Source organism: Aurantimonas sp. (genome assembly GCF_964217435.1).
In the GTDB taxonomy this organism is placed as follows: Bacteria; Pseudomonadota; Alphaproteobacteria; order Rhizobiales; family Rhizobiaceae; genus Aurantimonas; species Aurantimonas coralicida.
The window spans coordinates 59,279-81,899 of sequence record NZ_CAXPJM010000028.1; the positions used below are offsets into that span (position 1 = coordinate 59,279).

Below are 22,621 nucleotides of genomic sequence, written 5' to 3' on the forward strand. Positions count from 1 at the left end.
TGCGACATCCGTCCTTCCTAGCGCAGAATTGTCGAAGATCGATGACGCCGGTTGGCGCCCGGCGCAGTTCGCGAGCCGGCGTCGCCGGTGCTAGTCGATGGCCTGGACACGGAAACCGTAGACGTTCAGGTCGCCCGCCCCGGTTCCGATCTGCGGATCGATGACCAGCTGCGCGGCGCCCATGGCGCCTTCCGGCACCGCCATGTCGAAGACGAAGGTCTCCTCCGCGGCGCTCACCTGGAAGCGCTGACGCCCGCAGACCGTTTCGCCGGCGAACAGGCAGCTCACGCTGAACTCGCGGCCCTGGTCGTCGGGCGATCCGACGGCGAGTTCGCCGCGGGCCCGGCTGCCGGCGATCTGCTCGACGATCCCGGCGCCGATGACCAGGCTGACCTCCGACCCGTCGCCATCGGCCGGCGCGGCGATCTGCACGGCCATCCGGCCGCCCGATCCCGCCACGCCACTGGCGCGCGCACCGCCCTCGGCCGCGATCTTCTCAAGGTCGGTGCCGGCGAAGACGTCGATCCAGTTGTCCGGCGACGGTCCGCCGGTCAGCGCCGGGTCCTCGCCGGCCGACTGGATCGTCTCGGCGATGGTCGGCCCATCCTCGCTGGCGACCGGCGCCGGCGTGGTGGAAAACAGCGGCAGCACGACCCAGACCGCCGCGGCGATCAGCAGCAGCAACAGGACGACGATGACCGCGCCGACCAGCTTGTTGCTCGCCTCGCTGAACGGACGGCCGCGTTTCGGCTTGTGGTCGGGCGACCAGCGGTCGCGCACCGGCTTGGTGGATGCCGCGGCGCCGGGCTTGGCGGTCGCGGCTTTCGCATCGACCTTGGCCGCGGGCACCTTGGCGGACGGCGTCTTCGCGGAAGGCGCTTTTGCGGCGGGCGTCTTTGCGGCGGGCGTCGGTGACATGGGCGCCGCCTCGGCAGCGCGCGTCGCACCAGCCGCCGGCGCAGCGGTGTCAGGCGTATCTGCTGCCTGCGTTTCGTCGTCGGTGGCCGGCATCGCCTCCGGCGTGTCAGCCGGGATCGGCGGCGTGGCGGGCGCGGCGACGTCCGGCTCGGCCGATGCCGTGGCGTCGGCGTTTTCGGACACGGCATCGTCCCCATAACCGCCCGGCGCCGGATATTCCGCCTCGATCGCCTCGATCGCGCTGATCAGCGCCTGGCGCTTGCGATCGGCTTCCGCCTCGTCGCTCTGCTGCGCCGACTGCACGCGGAGAATGGCGCGCTCGGCCGCTTCGTAGACCACGAGGCGAAAATCCGGATCAGCGGCATTCCCCTTCTGCAGCGCGCGTCTGACGCTCTGTTCGATCGCGCTGGCCAAGGACGGTCACTCCACTTGCAAAGAGCCCCTCGGCGCCTTGCGCGCGATGGGAAGAGACAGGGCGACACTAATCGGCGCCCCTGCGGCGTTCAATCCCGTGCCCTGCCGGCAGCATAAGCATCGCCGTCTGGACCGAGGCTGACGCGGCGGCCGGCGAACCGGTCCGGCGCCCCTGCCCTTGCCCGCCCATTCTGGTATGGAGAGCGCGTTGCCGCGTTCGGCGCGGCTGAGATGTCAAAGGAGAAGCGCCATGTCACTCGAAGGCAAGGTCGCGATCGTCACCGGTGGCGCCAAGGGGATCGGCCAGGCCATCGCCCGCCGCTTCCTGCAGGACGGCGCCCGGGTGATCATCGCCGATGTCGACGAGCGGGCCGGCCTCGCTGCCGCCGCCGAACTGAAGGAACTGGGCGAGATCCGCTCGGTGGTCTGCAACGTCGCCGACCGGCTGCATGTCCACAATCTCGTCGCCACCGCCCTCGACGATTTCGGCGACGTGGACATCCTCGTCAACAATGCCGGCATCGTCCACAAGGCCGACTTCCTCGATCTGGAGGAGGAAGCCTTCGACAAGGTGCTGAACGTCAATCTGAAGGGCGCCTTCCTGTGCGGCCAGGCGGTGGCGCGGCATCTGGTGCAGAAGGTCAAGGATGGCGGCGAGCCGGGATCGATCGTCAACATGTCGTCGGTCAACGCCGTCTTCGCCCTGCCCGACCAGGTCGGCTATTCGGTCTCCAAGGGCGGCATGAACCAGCTCACCAAGGTGATGGCCCAGTCGCTGGCGCCCTACGGCATCCGCGTCAACGCCATCGGACCGGGCTCGATCATGACCGACATGCTGCGCTCGGTCGTCGCCGACAAGGACGCCACGGCGCGCATCCTGTCGCGCACCCCGATGGGCCGCATCGGCGAGCCGTCGGAGATCGCCGCGCTGGCGGCCTTCCTTGCCTCCGCCGAGGCCAGCTACGTCACCGGCCAGACGCTCTATGCCGATGGCGGCCGCCTCGGCCTCAACTACACCGTCGCGCCGCCCGAGCCCGACTGATTGCTCGGCGGCAGGCCGCCCGGCCGCCGTCCCGCATCCCAGGACATTCCCAAAAAACGAAAGCGGCGCCGGATCACTCCGGCGCCGCTTTGGCATGTCCCGGGGCCGTTTCCGGCCGCGGGCGATCTCAGTTCTGGTTGCCGTCGTCTTCGTCGGTGTCCGTGCTCTGCATCGAGGAGAGCTTGGCGAACACCGCCGCCGCGTCGAGCTCGCCCTCTTCGCGGTCTTCGCGCGAACGGTCCCAGTTCTGGGTCTGCGAGGCCGACAGCAGGCGCTCTTCCTCGGCGATCTCCTCGGGGCGGACGATGCCGCGCGAGGCCTTCTCGACTTCCAGGTCGAGATTGATCTGCGTGCACAGGCCCAGCGTCACCGGGTCCATCGGCTGCAGATTGGCCGAGTTCCAGTGGCTGCGGTCGCGGATCTGCTGGATCGTGTTCTTGGTCGTGCCGACCAGGTTCGAGATCTGCGAATCCTTCAACTCCGGATGGTTGCGCACCAGCCAGAGAATCGCGTTCGGACGGTCCTGGCGCTTCGACACCGGCGTGTAGCGCGGCGCCTTGCGCTTGGCCTCGGGCACCCGCACCTTCGGCGCGGCGAGCTTCAGCTTGCGGTTCGGATCCTTCTCCGCCGCCTCGATCTCCTCGCGCGACAGCTGGCCGGTCATGATCGGGTTGAGACCCTTGATGCCCTGGGCCGATTCGCCGTCGGCGATCGCCTTCACCTCGAGATGGTGGAGCGTGCAGAAATCCGCGATCTGTTCGAAGGACAGCGAAGTGTTGTCGACCAGCCAGACGGCGGTCGCTTTTGGCATCAATAATTGCTGTGCCACGATACAATCCTCCTAAGTGCCTGCCCCGGAAGGGCCGGCCGTGGATACTCACCACATGTACGGGAATTCGGGCGCCCTTATAGGCCGTTAGCCATATTGGTGCAAGGAAATCGCCGGATTTCCCGTGCGGCGACCCGGCAGGGGCCGCCGCGACGCGCTCAGCTCTCCAGATGGCGCGTCGTCAGGATGATCTTGCCGATGTGATCCTCGTCCATGTGGCGATGCGCGTCGGCGGCCTTCTCCAGCGGATAGACCGCGTCGATCAGCGGCTTCACCGTGCCCGCTTCCAGGAGCGGCACCACCTGATCGGTCAGTTCGGACGCGATCACCGCCTTGAAGCTCACCGGCCGGTTGCGCAGGGTCGAGCCGGTGAAGGTCAGCCGCTTGCGCATCAGCGGCGTCAGGTCGATCTGCGTCTTCGGCCCCTTCAGGAAGGCGATCTGCACGATCCGCCCGTCCTCGACCGCCAGCTGCAGGTTGCGCGGCGTGTACTCGCCGCCGACCATGTCGAGGATCACGTCGACGCCCTTGCCATCGGTCTTCTCGCGCAGCGCCTCGACAAAATCCTGCGTGCGGTAGTTGATGCAGGCCTCGGCGCCGAGGGATTCGGCCGCGCGGCACTTGTCGTCGCTGCCAGCCGTGGCGAACACCCGCGCGCCGAAATGCTTCGCCAGCTGGATTGCCGTCGTGCCGATGCCCGACGTGCCGCCATGGACGAGGAAGCTCTCGCCCGCCGTCAGCTTGGCCCGCTGGAAGACGTTGTGCCAGACGGTGAAATAGGTTTCCGGCACGCCGGCCGCCTCGATCATCGACAGCGATGTCGGCACCGGAATCGCGTTCACCTCGGCGACCGTCGCATATTCGGCATAGCCGCCGCCCGGCACCAGCGCCATCACCCGGTCGCCGACGGCAAAGCGGCTGGCGCCCTCGCCCAGCGCCACGACTGTGCCGGCGATCTCCAGGCCCGGCCAGTCCGGCGCGTCGGCCGGCGCCGGATACATGCCCTGGCGCTGCATCACGTCCGGGCGGTTCACCCCGGCCGCGGCCACCGCCACCAGCACCTCGCCGGCGGCCGGCTTCGGCACCGGCCGCGTGCCGGGCTTCAGCACCTCGGGGCCGCCGAATCCGTCGAGAAGGGCCGCCTGCATGTCCTGGGGTATCGTCATGGTCTGCGTGATCTCCGTGTTGGCCGTCGCACGAAACGTAGAGAAATTCCTACGAAAGCGAACCACCGTTAAGCCCTGAGTAAGGTTTCCGGGGTTTAACTGAGATCAGTCCAGATTGAAGGATCGCCGGATTGATGGATAGACGGAGCGGTTTCCGCCCCGTTTGACGCCTCCCTGTTGAAAACTCCTGAAGGGCCGCTCACGCGGCCCCTTTTTTTGACAGACCGGCGGAACCGTCCCGCCCCTGCCGCGCTTGCTTAACAGCAATTAACCTTGTCCCGCGCCCTCGCTTGCAAAGCCTTGGTAACGGACGCACCCTGTTCTCGTTCGACGATCGCGCCCTGTTCGCGGTCCGACCGATTCTGGCAGTGCGAAAAGGTGTCCGCGATGGGGAGTGAATTCGGCTCGATGACGATCCAATCCAACGGCACATCGGACGGCGACCGCACGATCCGGCTCGCCGAGCATCTGGCCTTCTCGCGCTCCTTCCAGCCGCTGTTCAACCAGGGCATGGCCCTGGTCGACGAGACGGCGATCTATCTCGACGGCGCCGGCCGGGTCGAGGCGAAGGCGCTGTCCAAGCACGGCACCACGCTCTACGCCGCCGAATCCATGCGCCTGACCACCCGGCTGATGCAGGTCGCCTCCTGGCTGCTGCTGCAGCGCGCCGCAAACCAGGGCGACATGTCGCGCGCCCAGGTCGAGGCCGAGAAGGTCAAGGTCCGTCTCGAAGGCCTCGGCAGCGCCAAGGATTCGCCGAATTACGGCGAACTGCCGGAAGCCTTCCGCGATCTCGTCGAACGCGCCCTGATGCTGGAGCGCCGCATCGCCATGTTGGATCGCGAGATCTATGGCGAGAACGCCGCCGAGCCGGAGCACCCCGCGCGCAATCCCGTCGGCGAGCAGATCGACCTTCTGAAGACCGCCTTCCACGGCTGACCGCTCCCCGCGGTCGGCAAACGCCGATCGCCTCATCCTGCGGGTCCATCGCCCGCCCGTGAGCGACGCAGGCGACGGTGTGTTCGCCGCCAAGCCGCAACCGCCCTCGCCTCCCTGCGTTCGCTCCCCACCCTTTCCAGCGAACCCAGGAGACGACGCGATGCGCGTGATCCAGCTCAGCAAGCCCGGCGGCCTCGACCAGTTACAGCTCGTCGAGCGCGACGCACCGGGCGCGCCCGGCCCCGGTGAAATCCGCGTGCGGATTCGCGCCAGCTCCCTCAATTTCCACGATTACGGCGTCGTCAGCGGCCGCATGCCCACCGAGGACGGTCGCATCCCCATGTCGGACGGCGCCGGCACCGTCGAGGCCGTCGGCGACGGCGTCAGCGAGTTTAAGGTCGGCGACCATGTCGTCTCGACCTTCTTCCCGCTGTGGCTCGATGGCGAACCGCCGGTGGCCGACTTCAAGACCACGCCCGGCGACGGCGTCGACGGCTATGCCCGCGAGGAGGTCGTGCGTCCCGCCACCTCGTTCACCCATGCCCCGAAGAGCTACAGCCACGCGGAAGCCGCCACCCTGACCACCGCCGGCCTCACCGCCTGGCGCGCCCTCGTCGTCGATGGCCGCATCAAGGCCGGCGACACCGTGCTGGTGCTGGGCACCGGCGGCGTCTCGATCTTCGCCCTGCAATTCGCCCGGCTGATGGGCGCCCGCGTCATCGCCACCTCCTCCTCCGACGACAAGCTGAAGCGGCTGCGCGAGATGGGCGCCGAGCACACGATCAACTACAAGCGCGACGAGAGCTGGGGACAGACGGTCCTCGACCTCACCGACGGCCGCGGTGTCGACCACGTCATCGAGGTCGGCGGCCCGGGCACATTGCCGCAGTCGATCACCGCCTGCCGCATCGGTGGCCACATCGCCCTCATCGGCGTCCTCACCGGGCGCGCCGGCGAGGTGCCGACCGCCGCCCTGATGGCCAAGCACCAGCGCCTGCAGGGGCTCATCGTCGGCAGCCGGCGGCATCAGATGGACATGGTCCGCGCCATCGACGCCATCGGCCTGAAGCCGGTCATCGACCGCAGTTTTGCGCTTGAAGACATCGCGGACGCCTTCCGCCACGAGGAATCGGGCGCGCATTTCGGCAAGATCTGCCTGGAATTCTAGCCGCGGGTCACCCCCGCCGGGCGGCGCGGTTTTGCACCGCCCGGCGCGTTAGACTTTCGTCTCATCTTGCGACCCCGTGCGGCCGACGCAGCGTTTTCCGCCATCGTGATCGCAGCCCGCGACGCCGCGTTCAGGCTCCGCCGGACCCGCGCACCGGCGCGCCCGGACCTGCCTCTTCCGTAAACGTAAATCGCACGCAAACCCCTGCAAACCATCGGCTTGCGGCTGCTCCACCTGCTGCAGCGCCGTTGCGCCCTGTCCCTGCCCCATGATCGGCCGGCCCCGCCCGGCGCGCTGCCTTCCTCACATGAGCGGCCGCTCAAGACGGCCATCTTCCACCTTGATTGACGTGGAGTTTTTAATCGGCAATCTTGCTCGCGCTGGGAGGCAACAGGTCATTCCGAGTGATTTCATAAGGGAGGAGTAGATAATGCTGCGCCGCAATAACAACGTTGAGAGCCTGTCCAAGTCGAATGACGGCGTTTCTCGCCGCAAGTTCCTGAGGGGTGGCGTCGTTGCTGCGGGAGCGGCTGCCGGCACTCTCGCTGCACCGGCCGTGCTGGCCCAGTCGCCGCTGGTCGTGAAGATGCAGACGTCCTGGCCGGCCTCGGACATCTGGATGGATTTCGCCCGGCAATATGTCGAGCGCGTCGAGACCATGTCCGGCGGCCGCCTCAAGATCGATCTCCTGCCGGCCGGCGCCGTCGTCGCCGCCTTCCAGGTGATGGACGCGGTCAATGACGGCGTCATCGATGCCGCCCATTCGGTGTCGGCCTACTGGTACGGCAAGAACAAGGCTGCCTCGCTGTTCGGCACCGGCCCGGTCTTCGGCGGCAACCCGACCACCATGCTGTCGTGGTTCTACCAGGGCGGCGGCAGCGAGCTCTACAAGGAGCTGACCCAGGACGTCATGGGCCTGAACGTCATCGGCATGATGGGCTTCCCGATGCCGGCACAGCCCTTCGGCTGGTTCAAGGAGCCGGTCAACTCGGTCGCCGACATCGAGGGCTTCAAGTACCGCACCGTGGGTCTGGCCGCCGATCTGATGCAGTCCATGGGCATGAGCGTCGCCCAGCTTCCGGGCGGTGAAATCGTCCCGGCAATGGAGCGCGGCGTCATCGACGCCTTCGAGTTCAACAACCCCTCCTCCGACCGTCGCTTCGGTGCGCAGGACGTGGCCAAGAACTACTATCTCGGCTCCTACCACCAGGCGAGCGAGGCCTTCGAGTTCCTGTTCAACAAGGACTTCATGGAGGATCTCGACGACGACCTGCGGGCCATCATGGAATACAGCGTCGAGGCGGCCTCCACGGCCAACACGGCGCTCGCCCTCAACGAATATTCCAAGGACCTGCAGGAACTGCAGGATGTCGACGGGGTGACGGTCCGCCAGACCCCGCCGGAGATCCTGGAAGCCCAGCTGGAAGCCTGGAAGCAGCTGATCGTCGGGCTCGAGGAAGACACCTTCTTCAAGAAGATCCTCGACAGCCAGCGCGAATGGGTCGAGCGCGTCTCCTATTACGAGCTGCTCAACTCGCCGGATTACCGGCTGGCCTACAACTTCTTCTTCCCGGGCAAGCTGCCGAGCTGACGCCGGCTGCGTCGAAGAACGGAATGTCCGGCGGCTGATACCGCCGGACATTTCTGTACGAGGATCGGGAGTCCATGATCGCATTCATTCGTTTTGCCGACGCCCTGTCGGCAGCTTTCGGCAAGGCCTTTGCCTGGCTGATCATTCTCATGACGTTCGGGACGAGCTACGAGGTCTTCGTGCGATACGTCCTCGGATCGCCGACCCCCTGGGCCCTCGACGTCTCCTTCATCATGTACGGCACGCTCTTCATGATGGGCGGTGCCTATACGTTGTCGCGCAGCGGCCATGTCCGCGGCGACTTCCTGTACCGGATGTGGAAGCCCCGCACCCAGGCCATGGTCGACCTGGTGCTCTACGTCTTCTTCTTCTTTCCCGGCGTCACGGCGCTGATCCTGGCCGGCTGGAAATACGCCGCGCGCTCCTGGCGCTACGGCGAGGTCAGCGTCAACAGCCCGGCCGGCATTCCGATCTACCAGTTCAAGACCGTCATCGTCGCCGCCGGCATCCTCCTCTTCATCCAGGGCATTGCCGAGATGATGCGCTGCATCCAGTGCATCCGTGGCGGTGAATGGATCCGGCCCGAGGAAGACGTTCAGGAAACCGAGGACACCGTCCTCAACAAGGCGACCGCGGCCGAGAGAGATGCCCATCCATGAGTGACCCGCAACTCGCCCTGTTGATGCTGGGGCTGTTTATCTTCCTCGTCTTCCTCGGCTTTCCGATCGCCTTCACCCTCATGGCGATGGGTATCGGCTTCGGCTACTACGCCTATTTCGACCCCAACCGCATGTGGCGCAGCTACAACCGGCTCGACGAGCTGGCCTCCAGCTGGGACAGTTTCACCCTCTGGATAGACGGGTTCTTCAGCAACACGGTCTTCGACCTGTTCATCAACCAGACCTATACGGTGATGGCGAACGAGGTGCTGACGGCCGTCCCGCTGTTCCTGTTCATGGGCTACATCGTCGAACGCGCCAACATCGTCGACCGCCTGTTCACGACGCTCAACATCGCGTCCAAGAACATGCCGGGCTCGATGGGCGTCGCCGCGCTGATCACCTGCGCCCTCTTCGCCACCGCCACCGGCATCGTCGGTGCCGTCGTCACGCTGATGGGCCTTCTGGCCCTGCCGGCGATGCTGAACGCGCGCTACGACAAGTCCTTCGCCTCGGGCATCATCTGCGCCGGCGGCACGCTCGGCATCCTGATCCCGCCCTCGATCATGCTGATCGTCTATGCGGCAGCCTCCGGCGTCTCCATCGTGCGGCTCTATGCCGGCGCGCTGCTGCCGGGCCTGATCCTCGTCGGCCTCTACCTCGTCTACATCATCGGCCGGTCCGTCCTGCAGCCGAGCGCCGCCCCGCGCCCGACCAAGGACGAGGTGCCGGACGTGCCGTTCCTGCGGCTGACCTTCATGATCCTGACGTCGTTCCTGCCGCTGGCCTTCCTGATCCTCGCCGTTCTCGGCTCGATCCTGTTCGGCCTCGCCACCCCGACCGAGGCGGCGGCCATCGGTGCCCTCGGCGGCATCCTGCTGGCCGTCGGCTACCGGGCCCTCACCTTCCAGCGGCTGCGCGAATCCGTCTATCTGACGGTCCGCACCACGGCGATGGTCTGCTGGCTCTTCGTCGGCTCCTACATCTTCTCCTCGGTGTTCTCCTATCTCGGCGGCGAGCAGGTGATCTCGGAGTTCGTCCGCGGCCTCGACCTGACGCCGCTGCAGTTCCTGCTGCTCGCCCAGCTGATCATCTTCCTGCTCGGCTGGCCGCTGGAATGGTCGGAGATCATCATCATCTTCGTGCCGATCTTCCTGCCGCTCCTGGAAATGTTCGGCATCGATCCGCTGTTCTTCGGCATCCTCGTTGCCCTGAACCTGCAGACCTCGTTCCTGACGCCGCCCATGGCCATGTCGGCCTATTACCTGAAGGGCATCGCGCCGCCGGACGTGAAGCTGACCGACATCTTCAAGGGCGTCCTGCCCTTCCTGATGATGGTGTTCCTGGCGATGGCGGTGGTCTATCTCGTCCCGCAGTCGGTCTACTACCTCCCGGAAGTCTTCTATGGCCGCTAGGAGTTCGTTGATCGACCTGCCGCCGCTCGACCTGCGCGAGCGGCTGGCAGGGGGCGCCGCGCGCGCGGCGGAGGTCACCGACGCCGCCGCCGCCAGGGTGGAGAGCGATCCGGCGGCGGCCGCCGCCTTCGCCTGGTTCGATGCCGATTTCGCCCGCCGCCAGGGCGTCCATCTCGACACCCAGCGGGGCCGCCTGCGCTCGATCGGCGCGCTGCACGGCCTGCCGGTCGCCGTCGACGACATGATCGACGCGGCGCGCATGCCGGCCATCGCCGGCTTCGCCCCCTTCACCGGCCGCGTGCCGGAAGCCGATTCCGCCATCGTCGAGCGCCTGCGCTCGGCCGGCGCGCTGATCGCCGGCAAGACGGCGGTGCGCGAACTCGGCATCGGCCCCGCTGTCGCGTCGACCGACACCGATGCGCCGGTCACCGGCGTCGACGGCTGCGTCACGGCGGTCGCCCGCGGCGCCGCCTCGCTCGGCGTCGGCATGGCTGGCGACGGTGCGCTGATCCGCTCCGCCTCGGCCAGCGGCATCACCGGCTACACCCCGACCTTCGGCGCGATCCCGCGCCGCGGCGTCCGCGACGTGGCGCCCAGCCTCGACGCCCCAAGCGTCTGCGCCCGCAGCATCTCCGGCGTCGCGCTCCTGGCCGAATGCCTGTTCGGCAACGATCTGGCCGATCCCTCGACCGAGGCGACGCCGCATCCGCAGCTCCTTGCCCAGGCCGGCATGACGCCGCCCGTCGTGCCGACGCTGGCGATCGTGCGTACGCCCTGGTGGGACCGCGCCGATCCGCTCACACAGGAAGGCATCGGCGAGGTCGCGGCCGAACTCGGCGAACGCTGCTTCGACGCCGACCTGCCGGAGATTTTCGCCGATGGCCTGATCCATGCCGAACGGGTCCGGCTGGCCGAGGCCGCCAAGAACCTCTACGGCACGCGCCAGCGCTATCCCGGCGCCGTCTCGGCCGAGCTGACGGCCCTCCTGGAGCAGGGCGACACCATCCTCGCCCGCGACTACCTCGCCGCCCTCGACTGGCGCGCCGTGCTCTATGCGGGGCTGGAGGCGGTGCTGTCGCGCTGCGACGCCATCCTCACCCCCGCCGCCATCGGTCCGGCCCGGCCCGGCGTGGCGCCGGAGGGGGAGAATGTGTTCAATGCCCTGTGGACCTTCCTCGGGGTGCCCTCGGTGACGCTGCCGCTGCTCGAGACCCCCGATGGCCAGCCCATCGGCGTCCAGCTCGTCGGCCGGCGCGGCGAGGACGGCCGGCTTCTGCGCACCGCGCACTGGCTGGAAACGCAACTGACCAACGGGAGCGCCTGACATGACACTGGAACGCAAGCTGTCGCTGGTGGCCTACGCCGTCCTGTGCGCCTTCCTGCTGATTCTCATCGTCCACGTGCCGTCGCCGGATCTCGGCCTGGTGCTCCTGGCGACCGTGCTGCTGGCCGGCTACGACCTGTTCTTCCACGATCCGACGCCGAAGCCCTGACGCGCGTCGACCGCGACGTCCGCACACCGTCGCGCGGCCCCGCCGCGCGTCGCTTCCGGACCCCAGACAGCAAAAAGCCCGGCACGATGGCCGGGCTTTTTTCATGTCGACGCCGTGTCGGCGTCTTACATGCCGAGGCCTTCGTACCGCTTCTTGAAGCGCGACACGCGACCGCCACGGTCCAGCAGCTGCTGGTTGCCGCCGGTCCAGGCCGGATGGCTGGTCGGATCGATGTCGAGATTCATCTTGTCGCCGTCAGAACCCCAGGTCGACCGGGTCTGATACTCGGTGCCATTGGTCATCACGACGGTGATCGTGTGGTAGTCCGGGTGGATTTTGTCTTTCATCGCCTTCGATCCTTGGGTCTGGCCGGATCCCCGCCAAACCGACACAGCTGCGGACAGGGCCGCCTGCAGGTCTCGATGTCGCGGAGTTGGAAAGCGCGATCGCTTTCAAATTCGAGGACGAGCCTATACATGAGGGCACCTGTCGGCACAAGAGCCGGAGGCCATCCCCGTCGCGGTACGCGCGGCGGGTTCATGAACTGCAAGAATGACTGGAGGCGGGCTTGCGCCAGATGACAGCCGGCGAGCGCGAAGCCGAACGCAAGCGCCGCGACCTGAAGCCCCTCGCCCGGCTGATTCCCTATCTGAAGCGCTACAAGGCCAAGGTCGCCGGCGCGATCTTCTTCCTGTCGCTGGCGGCCCTCACCACGCTCTCGCTCCCGCTGGCCGTGCGCCGGGTGATCGACAAGGGCTTCGACGCCCCCAGCACCGCCTTCATCGACACCTATTTCGCCATGCTGGTGGTCCTGGCCGCCGTCCTCGCGATCGCCAGCGCCGGCCGCTACTATTTCGTCATCACGCTGGGCGAGCGCGTCGTGGCGGATCTGCGCAAGGATGTCTTTTCCCGGATCACGCGCCTGTCGCCGGGCTTCTACGACCGGGCGCTGACCGGCGAGATCGTCTCGCGCCTGACCGCCGACACCACCCAGATCAAGTCCGTCGTCGGCGCCACCGCGTCGCTGGCCCTGCGCAACGCCATCCTGTTCATCGGCGCCGTCGTCATGATGGTGATCACCAGTCCCGGCCTGTCGCTGATCGTCATCGCCGCGATTCCCGTCATCATCGTGCCGCTGGTCGCCTTCGGCCGCTCGGTGCGCCGGCGCTCGCGCTATGCGCAGGACACGCTGGCCGACGCCACCGCCTATGCCACCGAGGCGATCGGCGCCGTGCGCACCGTCCAGGCCTTCACCAGCGAGACCGCCACCGGCAACCGCTTCGCCGCCGCCGTCGACCGCGCCTTCCAGGCAGCCCGCGCCTCGGTCAGCGCCCGCGCGTTTCTGACCGCCTTCGCCATCTTCCTGATCTTCTCCTCGATCATCGCCGTCCTGTGGATCGGCGCCCAGCAGGTCACCGAGGGCACCATGAGCGGCGGCACGCTCGGCCAGTTCCTGCTTTACGCCGTCTTCGCCGCGGGCGCTGTGGGCCAGCTCTCGGAGGTCTGGGGCGAGATCGCCCAGGCCGCCGGCGCCGCCGAGCGCCTGTCCGAGCTCCTGGCCGAGGAACCGGCCATCCGCTCGCCCGCCGATCCCGTCGCCCTGCCCCGGCCAGCGCGCGGCGAGGTCGTCTTCGACCGGGTCAGCTTCGCCTATCCGACGCGGCCCGACGTCTCGACGGTCCACGATCTGTCCTTCACCGTGAAGCACGGCGAGACCGTCGCCATCGTCGGGCCGTCCGGCGCCGGCAAGTCGACCATCTTCTCGCTGATCGAGCGCTTCTACGATCCCGATGCCGGCCGCGTCCTGATCGACGGTGTCGACGTGCGCACGGCCGATCTGGAGCAATTGCGCAGCCGCATCGCGTTGGTGCCGCAGGACGTGACCATCTTCGCCGCGACCGCGGCCGAGAACATCGGCTTCGGCGATCCGGACGCCTCGCGCCCGCAGGTGGTCTCGGCGGCCCGCTCGGCGCTGGCCGAAGGCTTCATCGAGGCCATGCAGGACGGCTACGACACGGTCATCGGCGAGCGCGGCATCACCCTGTCGGGCGGCCAGCGCCAGCGCGTGGCGATCGCCCGGGCGATCCTGCGCGACGCACCGATCCTGCTCCTCGACGAGGCGACCTCCGCCCTCGACGCCGAAAGCGAGATCCTCGTCCAGCGGGCGCTGGAAAAGCTGATGGAGGGTCGCACGACGCTGGTCATCGCCCATCGCCTCGCCACGGTGCTGAAGGCCGACCGAATCCTCGTCCTCGATGGCGGCCAGATCGTCGAAGAAGGCACCCATGCCTCGCTGATCGCCAAGGACGGCATCTATGCGCGTCTCGCCCGCCTGCAGTTCGAGGCCGGCCGCACCGACGCGATGCTCGGCGCCGCCGAATAGCCCCGCGGGCGCGGCGTCCCGCAGCGCGCCGCGTCCCATCCGGGCGATCCGTCGTGGCTTTGCAGCGGACCTGCGGACCTTGCGCCCCCGAAGGCTCGGCGTCCCGGCTAATCCACCTCGGGCATCGTCGCCGTCACCTCGATGGCCGCATACCAGGCGGCCAGATCGGCGATGTCGTCGTCTTCCAGACCCTGCGCGATGATCGACATCTGCTGGTGCTGGCGCGCGCCCGAGCGGAACGCCTTGAGCTGTTCGGCGAGATAGAAGGCGCTGTCGCCGGCGATGTTCGGGGCATCGGGCGCCGTCGCGACGCCGTCGAGGCCGTGGCAGGTGGCGCACATGGCGGCCTTCTCCTTGCCCGCCGCCAGATCCGCGGCCATGGCGGCGGGCGAGGCGAGAAGAAGCAGCGCCGCGGCGAGGCCGCGCGGCAGGAACTTGGTCATGGGGGTCATCCGTCTGGAGGGTGGCGGGCCGCCCCGGTCCCCCGGCGCGGCCCTGTCGGCGTTCGGAACGCCTATTTGGTGTAGGCGATCCGGTAGATCGCGCCCGCCAGATCGTCGGAGACCAGCAGCGAGCCGTCCTTCAGCGTCGCCACGTCCACCGGGCGGCCGATATATTCGCCGCTGTCCGACAGCCAGCCCTCGGCGAAGACTTCCGTCTCCTTGGCCGAGCCGTCCTCGTTGAGCGAGGTGAACATCACCCGCGCCCCGATCGGGTCGGTCCGGTTCCACGAGCCGTGCTGGGCCGAGAAGATGCCGCCGCGATATTTCCGCGGGAAGCTGTCGCCGTCATAGAAGGTCATGCCCAGATCGGCCGCATGTGCGTCCATCTCGACCTCGGGCGCCACCACGTCGGCGGGGATCTCGGCGTTCTTGTACTCGTTGGTGCGCACGCTGCCGCCGCCATACCAGGGGAAGCCGAAATTCTGCCCGGCCGCGGTCGCCCGGTTCAGCTCGCCCGGCGGGATGTCGTCACCCATGCCGTCGACCTGGTTGTCGGTGAACCACAGCTCGCCATTGTCCGGGTTGAAGTCCATGCCGACCGAATTGCGCACGCCGGTGGCGTAGACCTCGCGGCCGCTGCCGTCACGCTCCATCCGCACGATGCCGCCGATGCCCTCGCGCTTGTAGAGGTCGCTCTTCTCCTCGGGCGGCACGTTGTAGGGCTGGCCGAGCGAGACATAGAGCTTGTTGTCCGGCCCGATCCGGCAGACCCGGGCGGTGTGGTTGAAGGATTCCTCGGCGGCCGGGATCAGCTCGCCCTTGTCCACCACCACGCCGACGGCGACGTCCGGGCTCTCGTAGAAGAACTCGGCGGCCGGCAGCACCAGCACCCGGTTCTGCTCGGCGATGAACAGGAAGCCGTCATCGGAGAAACAGACGCCGTTCGGGATGGTGAAGTCGATCGACGGGGCGAACTGCTTCACCTCGTCGGCCACCCGGTTGCGGTCGCGGTCGGTGATCGCCCAGACGGTCTGCTTGCGGGTGCCCACGAAGGTGGCGACGCCCTGCGGCCCGACGGCGATGTGGCGTGCGTCGGGGACCACCGCGAACAGCGAGATCTCGAAGCCGTCCGGCAGCGTGATCGCTTCCAGGTTCTTGCGCAGCTGATCGGCATATTCGCCGGTCTGGTCGATGGTCTGGAAATCCATCGAGGTGCCGGTCGACTGCATGCCCTGCAGCTTCTTCATGTTGTCGTCGGATTGCGCCGCCGCCGGCGACACCGCCATGAGTGCGAACACGGCGACCGTGCTCATCAGGATCCTGTGCATGTTTCCTCCCCTGCCGCGCTGGGCGCGATCGTTGTGGAGGGGGTGCCCGTCCCCTCGGGCAGGATGCTGGCATGCACTTCGCGACATCGTCAATCATGCACCGCCCACCGATGGCGGCGGGAGGCGCGCCGCAAGGTCGCAGCGTCTCGGAGGCTCGCGAAGACGCCTCGGCTCAGCGTTCGGTCAGCTTGAACTCGATGCGCCGGTTGCGGGCGCGGGCCTCCGGCGTGTTCTCGGGATCGATCGGCTGGTATTCGCCGAAGCCGGTCGCCGCCAGCCGCTCGGGCGGCACGCCCTGGCTGATCAGATACTTGACCACCGCGCCGGCGCGCTCGGTCGAGAGCTCCCAATTGTCCTCGAACCGGCCGCCGGAGATCGGCACGTTGTCGGTGTGCCCGTCGACCCGGATGATCCAGTTGATGTCCGACGGGATCTCGCGATTGAGCGCGACGATCGCCTCGGCGAGCTTGGCCATCTCGTCGGTGCCTTCCTCCTGCAGGACGTCCGACCCCGAGGGGAACAGCACTTCCGACTGGAACACGAAGCGGTCGCCGACAATGCGGATGTTCTCGCGATCCGACAGGATCTCGCGCAGCCGGCCGAAGAAGTCCGAGCGGTAGCGCGACAGCTCCTGTACCCTTTGAGCAAGCGCCACGTTCAGGCGGCGGCCGAGATCGGCGATCTTGGTCTGGCTTTCCGCGTCGCGGCTCTCGGACACCTCCAGCGCCCGCTCCAGGGCGCCGATCTGCTGGCGCAGGGCCGCAAGCTGCTGGTTGAGAAGCTCCACCTGCGAGCGGGCCCGCTGCGACAGCTCCTGCTCCTCGCTGAGCGCGGTCTGCAGGCCCTCGACCCGGGCCGAGGCGGCGGCCGCCGAGCCCGATCCCGATTCCAGCGCCTCCTGCAGGCGCGAGCGCTCCTCCTCGATGCCGGCGAGCGACGCCCGCAGATTGGCGATCTGGTCCTCGTTGTCCTGGGTGGTCGAGCGCTCCAGCGCCAGGAGCTGCGTCAGCTCGTTGATCTGGCTGTTCAGCCGGTCGAGCACCTCGTCCTTGCCGGTGATCTCGCGGCTGAGCAGGAACTGCGCCAGCACGAACACCGACAGCAGGAACATGATCGCCAGCAGCAGCGTCGACAGCGCATCGACGAAGCCCGGCCAGTAATCGACCGACCGATCGCTCCTGCGGTTGCGCGACAGCGCCATGGCTAGGGTTCCTTGCGCTTGTCGCCGAGACTGCCGGCAAGCCGGTCCAGCACCTGCCGCAACTCGCGCTGCTCACCGGCCTGGGTCTCCACGAAGTCGCGCAGCATCTGCTGCTCGCTGCGCATGTGGGTGACGAGGCCCTGGATGCTCTCGGCCAGATTGGCCATGGCGGCGCTGGTGCGCGGCGTCGTGGTCTGGTCCTTGGCGATCTTGTCGATCTGCTCGGACAATTGCCGCAACTGCTCCGAACCGCCGGCGGCGACCTGCGCCCCCTCGCCCGTCGGTGGCAGCACCATGTCGGAGCCGACATCGGTCACCGAGGACAGCCAGTTTTCCAGCTCGGTATAGAACCGGTTCTGCGCCCGCCCGACCTGCAAGTCGAGAAAGCCGAGCACCAGCGAGCCGGAGAGGCCGAACAGCGACGAGGAAAACGCCGTGCCCATGCCCGACAGCGGCGCGGCGAGGCCCGCCTTCAGGGCGTCGAGGACGCTGGCCGTGTCGCCGGCAGCCGGATCGAGGCCCTGGATGGTCGCGCCGATCGAGCCGATGGTGCGCAACAGGCCCCAGAACGTGCCGAGCAGCCCGAGAAAGACCAAGAGGCCGATCAGGTAGCGGGCGATGTCGCGGGTCTCGTCGAGGCGCGTGGCGATCGAATCGAGGATCGAGCGCATCGAATGGGTCGACAGCGAGATCGAGCGGCGACGGCCGATCAGGCCGCGCATCGGCGCCAGGAGCACCGGATCCTTCAGCCGGTCGAAATCCGACGAGCCCTCGCGGAAGGCGTTGACCCAGCGGACCTCGCGCGACAGCCGCAGCACCTGCAGGAAGGCCAGCAGGATGCCGACGGCCAGTACGCCGATGATCAGGCCGTTCAGCCCGGGATTGGTGGCGAAGGCGGTGGAGATCTGCCGGCCGAGGATTGCCGCCACGAAGGACGCCAGCGCCAGGAACACCAGCATCGACCACAGGAAGACCATGGGGCTCGACAGCCGGTTCGGATCGAAATCATCCGGCCGCCCGGTGTTGTCCGTAGACGATCTGAAGACCTGCATCGCGTTCCAATCAACTCCGCCGGTTCGGGTCCACGGCACGGACCCCGCTGCCCGCGTTCACTCGAACCATAAGGCAAGGTAAGGAATAATGCGGCTCTTTTAAACGCTCGTTACGTCGCCCCGCCAGCCGTCCCCTGCCGTCTGCCCCGGCCGACGATGCGGCCGCGGTCGTCTCAGCCGTTCTGGGCGGCGGCCGTGCGCTTGCGCTCGGCCAGGGCGATCTGGTCGCTCAGCGCCTTGCGCATGAACTCGTTGCCGCAGACCACGTCGCCGATCTCGTGGTCGAACTTGGCGCCGTTCATGCCGCTGATGAAGCCGCCCGCCTCGCGCACCAGGATCGAACCGGCGGCCACGTCCCAGGGCTTCAGCTTGCGCTCCCAGAAGCCGTCGAGCCGGCCGGCGGCCACATAGGCCATGTCGAGAGAGGCCGCGCCCATGCGGCGCACGCCCGAGGTCTCGCCCATGATCTGGCGCAGCTCGTACAGATAGCCGGCATGGTCGCCATGGCCGAGGAACGGCGTGCCGGTGCCGAACAGCGCTTCCGCCAGCGACTTGCGGGCCGCGACCCGCAGGCGCCGGTCGTTGACGAAGGCGCCGCCGCCCTTCTCCGCCGTGTAGAGCTCGTCCATCGCCGGGTTGAACACCACGCCGGCGACGATCTGGCCGTCACGTTCGAGGCCGATCGAGATGGCGAATTGCGGAATGCCGTGCAGGAAGTTGGTGGTGCCGTCCAGCGGATCGACGATCCAGCGGTGCTGCGGGTCGTTGCCCTCGACGACGCCGCGCTCCTCCATCAGGAAGCCCCAGTCCGGGCGCGCCCGCGACAGTTCCTGGTGGACGATCTCCTCGGCCCGCCGGTCGGCATTGGACACGAAATCCGCCGGTCCCTTCATCGAGACCTGCAGGTTCTGCACCTCGCCGAAGTCGCGGATCAGGGAACGGCCGGCCTTCATGGCGGCCTGCGTCATCACATGGAGAAGCGCGGATCGGGCCATCGTCTGCTTTCGTCGAATAAGAGAGGGCCGCCCGGATGGCGGCCGCCGTCAGGAAATCTCGGGCTCAGCCTCAGTCGGCGCGGCGCAGATAGGTGATCTCGTTGGTGTCGACGAGAATGCGCTCGCCGGTCTCGATGAACGGCGGCACCATCACGCGCATGCCGTTCTCCATCACCGCCGGCTTGTAGGACGAGGCCGCGGTCTGGCCCTTGACCACCGGGTCGGCCTCGACGATCGCCAGCACCACCTGGTCGGGCAGCTTGATGCCGATCGGCTTGTCCTCGTGGCTTTCCACCGTGACCATCATGCCGTCCTGCAGGAAGGCCGCGCGCTCGCCGACGAAGTCCTTCTGGAGCTCCAGCTGCTCGTAGGTCTCGGTGTCCATGAACACCAGCATCTCGCCCTCGGCGTAGAGGAACTGGTAGTCCTTCTGCTCGAGGCGGACGCGCTCGACGGTCTCGGAGGCGCGGAAGCGCTCGTTCAGCTTGGTGCCGTCGATCAGGTTCTTCAGCTCGACCTGGGCAAAGGCGCCGCCCTTGCCGGGCTTCACATGGGCGGTCTTCACCGCCGCCCACAGGCCGCCATTGTGCTCGATGACGTTGCCGGGGCGAATTTCGTTTCCGTTGATCTTCATCGATGCTCTCGAAGGGTTCTCGCGTCGGCGACGATCCGGTCGCACGGCAGCGGCAGCGTTATTGATCGGCAGGCTCGCTCGCCGGAAGGGGGCGGCCGGCCGGTGCCGGGCTCCATGCCTTCGTCTGACGATCTCTGCGGGTCGGGGCTCAAGACCATAATTTACCCCGCCATTCAAGCCTCGTGGCGGGTTTCGGCTGTCCCGTTCAGCGCGAACGGAACCGGTTGGCCGCCTCCAGGGCCGACTTCTGGGTCTGCGGATCGAGCCCGCGGAAGAAGTCGTCGAGGGTCGGGTCGGAGTTTTCCACCCGCTTGGCGAGCACCGCCCATTTCGCCGCCTGCAGGCGGTCGGGCGCGGTCCCCACCCCATCCTTGTAGAGATGCGCCACCCGGTTGATGGCGATGGGATTGCCCCGGTCGGCCGCCCGCTTGAGGAAGCGGAAGCCGTCCTCGAGTTGCGGAGGACCGCCCTTGCCGTTGATCAGCCAGATGCCGAATTCCACCTGCGCCGCGCCGAGACCGTTGATCGCCGCCGCGCGCAGCCATTTGCGCGCCACGGCGCTGTCGGCCTGCACGCCGCGGCCATACTCATAGAGCTGCGACATGGCATATTGGGCGTCGGCGACGCCGGCATTGGCGGCCTTCTGGAAATAGCCGAAGGCCTCCTCGAAGCCGCCCGAGGGCGAGGCCTGGACGATCATCTGGGCGTAATTGTACTGGGCAAGCGGCAGGCCCTGCTCGGCCGCCGCCGCCATCAGGTCGCGCGCCTTGGCGATGTCCGAGGCGACCACGGTGCCGTCCAGCAGCATCAGCGCGAAGCGGAACTGGCCCTCGGCGCTGCCGGCCTTGGCCGCCGCCTCGTACCAGTGCGCCGCCTTCTGCAGATCCTGCGGCACGCCGAGCGCCCGCGAATAGATTTCGCCGAGCAGCGTCTGCGCCGCCGGATCGCCGAGATTGGCGATCGGCTCGGCCAGCTTCAGCGCCGTCAGGTAGAAGCCGCGCTGATAGGCGCCGTAGGCGAGATCGCTGGGGGACGGCTGCTGGCCTTCCGCCGGCGGCGTCTCGGGCGCGACCTCCGCGGGCACCGGCAGCGCCTCGCCCTGCGCGCCCTCGGTCAGCGTGCCCTGGTCCAGAATCGCCGGATCAGCCGCTGCGGCCTCACCCGGCGCATCGTCGCTCTGGGCCCAGGCCGGCCCGGCGCCGATGATCAGCGCCGCCAGCCCCGCCATAAGGACAAGCCGCCCGCCGGCCGCTCGTTCGGGCGCTCTCATGCGGCCGCGCTTTCGAACCAGGCGTCGATCAGGGCATTGGCCCGCGCCACCATCTCGCCCGCCGCCTCCGGCAGGGCGAAGACGGCAGCCGACAGGGCGATGAACTCGGCCCGCGTCGCCGCGGCCTCGACCACGCTCTCGATGTCCGAACCGGCCAGGACGATGCAGGGCAATTCGACGATCTCGGCCCACCATTCGCCCATGGCGATGCTCTTGGGATGCGGGTTCGGATCGACGTCGCCGCCGAACCGGCCGAACAGCAGGTAGTCGGGGCGCAATTCGCCGGCTTCCAGCGCGTCGTGGCGTGTCTCGAAGCCCGAGGCGCCGACGATCAGCTTCGGCGCGAAGCGCTCCATGGTCTCGCCGAGCTCCGCCGGATCGCCCGACGTCATGTGGATGCCGTCGGCCTGGACGCGGCCGGCGCAGCGTGTGTCGTCGGCGACGATCGCGGCGGCGCCGGCCGCCTGGATGATCGGCACCAGCTTCTCGGCAAGGTTCTGGAAGGAGACGGCGTCGCGGCCGGCCGGGTCGAGAATGACCGAGGCGACGTCGCCGCCGGCCAGCGCGGCCTGCACGGCCGTCACGGCATCCGCGTCGCCGAGCGGCGTGGTCAGGAGTACGAGCCTGGGACGGATGTATTCGGTGTCCATCGAAAATCTTGACCTTGCATGTCGGGCGCCGATCGTCGTGTCGGCCGTTTCGCGAAAGGCTTTAGCAAATCACTCGCCGGGTGGGAAACATCCGCCGTGCCGCGGCCGCGCTCACGGCCCGATGCCCCGGCGCATCCCGCCGGATGCCGCCATCGCCCGCAGTTGCCATGGCGGTGTGACGGTTCTACTCCTGCGGCACCTTCGTTTGCCGACTCCGACCGGAAGCCGCTCGCCGCGTGATCACCGACCCGCTGTTCTATCTCGTCGCGATCCCCGCGGTGCTTCTCGTGGGCCTGGCCAAGGGCGGCTTCGGCGGCGCGCTGACGCTGGTCGGCGTCCCGCTGATGGCCGTCGTCATCTCGCCGGTCACCGCCGCGGCGATCATGCTGCCCGTGCTGGTGGCCATGGACATCGTCGGCCTCGTCGCCTGGCGCGGCACCTTCGACCGCCGCGTCATCGCCATCATGCTGCCGGCCTCCTTCGGCGGCGTCCTTCTCGGCTATCTCACCGCCACCATGGTCTCCGCCGACGGCATCCGCCTCGTCATCGGCCTCCTGGCGCTCTGGTTCGCGGCCGAATGGTTCTGGCGCTCGCGCCACCAGCTCGAGCCACGGCCGCGCAACACCGCCAAGAGCCTCAGCTGGGGCGCCATCGCCGGCTTCTCCAGCTTCGTCAGCCATGCCGGCGGCCCGCCCTTCCAGGTCGCGGTCATGCCGCTGCGCCTGCCGCCGCCGGTCTATGCCGGCACGTCGGTGCTGTTCTTCGCCTCCACCAACGCCGTCAAGCTGATCCCGTATTTCCTGCTCGGCCAGTTCTCCGCCGACAATCTGGCGACCTCGGCGGTGCTCATGCCGCTGGCGCCCGTCGCCACCCTTGCCGGCGTCTGGCTGGTGCGCCGCGTCGATCCCAAGGCCTTCTACTGGATCGCCTACATGGTGCTGGTGCCGGTCGGCCTGAAGCTCATCGTCGACGGCGCCCGGGCGCTGTTCTTCTAGCGCTCTCTGCCGGCGTTCCGCGCAATCCGCCGTGAC

At 68.0% G+C, this 22,621-nt stretch carries 22 protein-coding genes; 10 read left to right on the top strand and 12 right to left on the bottom strand.

What is annotated here, in order from left to right; all coding sequences use genetic code 11:
- Nucleotides 1-90: 90 nt before the first annotated feature.
- A complete protein-coding gene (locus ACEQX1_RS12210) occupies nucleotides 91-1,332 on the bottom strand; it encodes a hypothetical protein (protein WP_370196870.1) in 1,242 nt (413 codons plus the stop codon).
- Between the two features lie 250 nt (nucleotides 1,333-1,582).
- On the opposite strand from ACEQX1_RS12210, the gene ACEQX1_RS12215 reads away from it, so the two are divergent.
- Nucleotides 1,583-2,374 (top strand): SDR family NAD(P)-dependent oxidoreductase, encoded by a 792-nt coding sequence (locus ACEQX1_RS12215; protein ID WP_187390216.1) that lies wholly within the window; start codon nucleotides 1,583-1,585, stop codon nucleotides 2,372-2,374.
- A gap of 127 nt (nucleotides 2,375-2,501) precedes the next feature.
- Here ACEQX1_RS12215 and ACEQX1_RS12220 read toward each other — a convergent pair whose 3' ends face one another.
- Together ACEQX1_RS12220 and ACEQX1_RS12225 are read right to left on the bottom strand one after the other, a co-directional pair.
- Nucleotides 2,502-3,203 (bottom strand): DUF1013 domain-containing protein, encoded by a 702-nt coding sequence (locus ACEQX1_RS12220; RefSeq protein ID WP_370196871.1) that lies wholly within the window; start codon nucleotides 3,201-3,203, stop codon nucleotides 2,502-2,504.
- Between the two features lie 158 nt (nucleotides 3,204-3,361).
- Nucleotides 3,362-4,369, bottom strand: coding sequence for an NAD(P)H-quinone oxidoreductase (locus ACEQX1_RS12225; protein ID WP_370196872.1), 1,008 nt, complete (start codon nucleotides 4,367-4,369; stop codon nucleotides 3,362-3,364).
- Between the two features lie 387 nt (nucleotides 4,370-4,756).
- Between ACEQX1_RS12225 and ACEQX1_RS12230 the strand changes: the two genes are divergently transcribed.
- The 7 genes from ACEQX1_RS12230 to ACEQX1_RS12260 all read left to right on the top strand — a co-directional run bounded on the left by ACEQX1_RS12230 (nucleotide 4,757) and on the right by ACEQX1_RS12260 (nucleotide 11,634).
- Nucleotides 4,757-5,308 (top strand): DUF1465 family protein, encoded by a 552-nt coding sequence (locus tag ACEQX1_RS12230; RefSeq protein ID WP_370196873.1) that lies wholly within the window; start codon nucleotides 4,757-4,759, stop codon nucleotides 5,306-5,308.
- Nucleotides 5,309-5,468: 160 nt separating this feature from the next.
- Nucleotides 5,469-6,476 (top strand): NAD(P)-dependent alcohol dehydrogenase, encoded by a 1,008-nt coding sequence (locus ACEQX1_RS12235; protein WP_370195444.1) that lies wholly within the window; start codon nucleotides 5,469-5,471, stop codon nucleotides 6,474-6,476.
- A 430-nt stretch (nucleotides 6,477-6,906) separates the two neighbouring features.
- Entirely contained in the window at nucleotides 6,907-8,067 is a 1,161-nt protein-coding gene (locus tag ACEQX1_RS12240; protein WP_024348887.1) for a TRAP transporter substrate-binding protein, read from the top strand.
- A 74-nt stretch (nucleotides 8,068-8,141) separates the two neighbouring features.
- Nucleotides 8,142-8,726, top strand: a complete 585-nt coding sequence (locus ACEQX1_RS12245; protein WP_024348888.1) for a TRAP transporter small permease subunit — start codon at nucleotides 8,142-8,144, stop codon at nucleotides 8,724-8,726.
- Entirely contained in the window at nucleotides 8,723-10,141 is a 1,419-nt protein-coding gene (locus ACEQX1_RS12250; RefSeq protein ID WP_024348889.1) for a TRAP transporter large permease subunit, read from the top strand. Before ACEQX1_RS12245 ends, ACEQX1_RS12250 begins: the two co-directional genes overlap by 4 nt.
- Nucleotides 10,131-11,465, top strand: coding sequence for an amidase (locus ACEQX1_RS12255; RefSeq protein ID WP_370196874.1), 1,335 nt, complete (start codon nucleotides 10,131-10,133; stop codon nucleotides 11,463-11,465). The genes ACEQX1_RS12250 and ACEQX1_RS12255 overlap by 11 nt, the downstream gene beginning before the upstream one ends.
- Before the next feature lies 1 nt (nucleotide 11,466).
- On the top strand, nucleotides 11,467-11,634 hold the full coding sequence (locus ACEQX1_RS12260; RefSeq protein WP_169513613.1) for a hypothetical protein: 168 nt from the start codon (nucleotides 11,467-11,469) through the stop codon (nucleotides 11,632-11,634).
- 125 nt (nucleotides 11,635-11,759) lie between these two features.
- Here ACEQX1_RS12260 and rpmE read toward each other — a convergent pair whose 3' ends face one another.
- Nucleotides 11,760-11,981 (bottom strand): 50S ribosomal protein L31, encoded by a 222-nt coding sequence (gene rpmE, locus ACEQX1_RS12265; RefSeq protein ID WP_024348891.1) that lies wholly within the window; start codon nucleotides 11,979-11,981, stop codon nucleotides 11,760-11,762.
- Nucleotides 11,982-12,211: 230 nt separating this feature from the next.
- Between rpmE and ACEQX1_RS12270 the strand changes: the two genes are divergently transcribed.
- A complete protein-coding gene (locus tag ACEQX1_RS12270; protein ID WP_370193003.1) occupies nucleotides 12,212-14,017 on the top strand; it encodes an ABC transporter transmembrane domain-containing protein in 1,806 nt (601 codons plus the stop codon).
- A 107-nt stretch (nucleotides 14,018-14,124) separates the two neighbouring features.
- Here the strand turns inward: ACEQX1_RS12270 and ACEQX1_RS12275 are convergent, their stop codons facing one another.
- From ACEQX1_RS12275 to ACEQX1_RS12310, 8 genes are all read right to left on the bottom strand, one after another.
- Complete coding sequence (locus ACEQX1_RS12275; protein ID WP_370192995.1) at nucleotides 14,125-14,460, bottom strand: cytochrome c; 336 nt, start codon at nucleotides 14,458-14,460, stop codon at nucleotides 14,125-14,127.
- A gap of 71 nt (nucleotides 14,461-14,531) precedes the next feature.
- Entirely contained in the window at nucleotides 14,532-15,788 is a 1,257-nt protein-coding gene (locus ACEQX1_RS12280; protein WP_370192997.1) for a PQQ-dependent sugar dehydrogenase, read from the bottom strand.
- Between the two features lie 172 nt (nucleotides 15,789-15,960).
- Nucleotides 15,961-16,989, bottom strand: coding sequence for a peptidoglycan -binding protein (locus tag ACEQX1_RS12285; RefSeq protein WP_024348895.1), 1,029 nt, complete (start codon nucleotides 16,987-16,989; stop codon nucleotides 15,961-15,963).
- Nucleotides 16,990-16,991: 2 nt separating this feature from the next.
- Nucleotides 16,992-18,041 carry a MotA/TolQ/ExbB proton channel family protein gene (locus ACEQX1_RS12290; RefSeq protein WP_024348896.1) on the bottom strand — a complete coding sequence of 350 codons (1,050 nt, stop codon included), beginning with the start codon at nucleotides 18,039-18,041 and terminating at the stop codon, nucleotides 16,992-16,994.
- A gap of 173 nt (nucleotides 18,042-18,214) precedes the next feature.
- Nucleotides 18,215-19,036: an inositol monophosphatase family protein gene (locus ACEQX1_RS12295; protein WP_024348897.1), complete on the bottom strand. Its 822-nt coding sequence runs from the start codon at nucleotides 19,034-19,036 to the stop codon at nucleotides 18,215-18,217.
- A 70-nt stretch (nucleotides 19,037-19,106) separates the two neighbouring features.
- On the bottom strand, nucleotides 19,107-19,670 hold the full coding sequence (gene efp, locus ACEQX1_RS12300) for an elongation factor P (RefSeq protein WP_009208693.1): 564 nt from the start codon (nucleotides 19,668-19,670) through the stop codon (nucleotides 19,107-19,109).
- Nucleotides 19,671-19,875: 205 nt separating this feature from the next.
- Nucleotides 19,876-20,940 (bottom strand): tetratricopeptide repeat protein, encoded by a 1,065-nt coding sequence (locus ACEQX1_RS12305; RefSeq protein ID WP_370194182.1) that lies wholly within the window; start codon nucleotides 20,938-20,940, stop codon nucleotides 19,876-19,878.
- Nucleotides 20,937-21,590: a thiamine phosphate synthase gene (locus ACEQX1_RS12310; RefSeq protein WP_370194181.1), complete on the bottom strand. Its 654-nt coding sequence runs from the start codon at nucleotides 21,588-21,590 to the stop codon at nucleotides 20,937-20,939. Before ACEQX1_RS12310 ends, ACEQX1_RS12305 begins: the two co-directional genes overlap by 4 nt.
- Nucleotides 21,591-21,826: 236 nt before the next feature.
- Here ACEQX1_RS12310 and ACEQX1_RS12315 point away from each other — a divergent pair, with 236 nt between their 5' ends.
- Nucleotides 21,827-22,585, top strand: coding sequence for a sulfite exporter TauE/SafE family protein (locus ACEQX1_RS12315; protein WP_024348900.1), 759 nt, complete (start codon nucleotides 21,827-21,829; stop codon nucleotides 22,583-22,585).
- Nucleotides 22,586-22,621 lie beyond the last annotated feature (36 nt).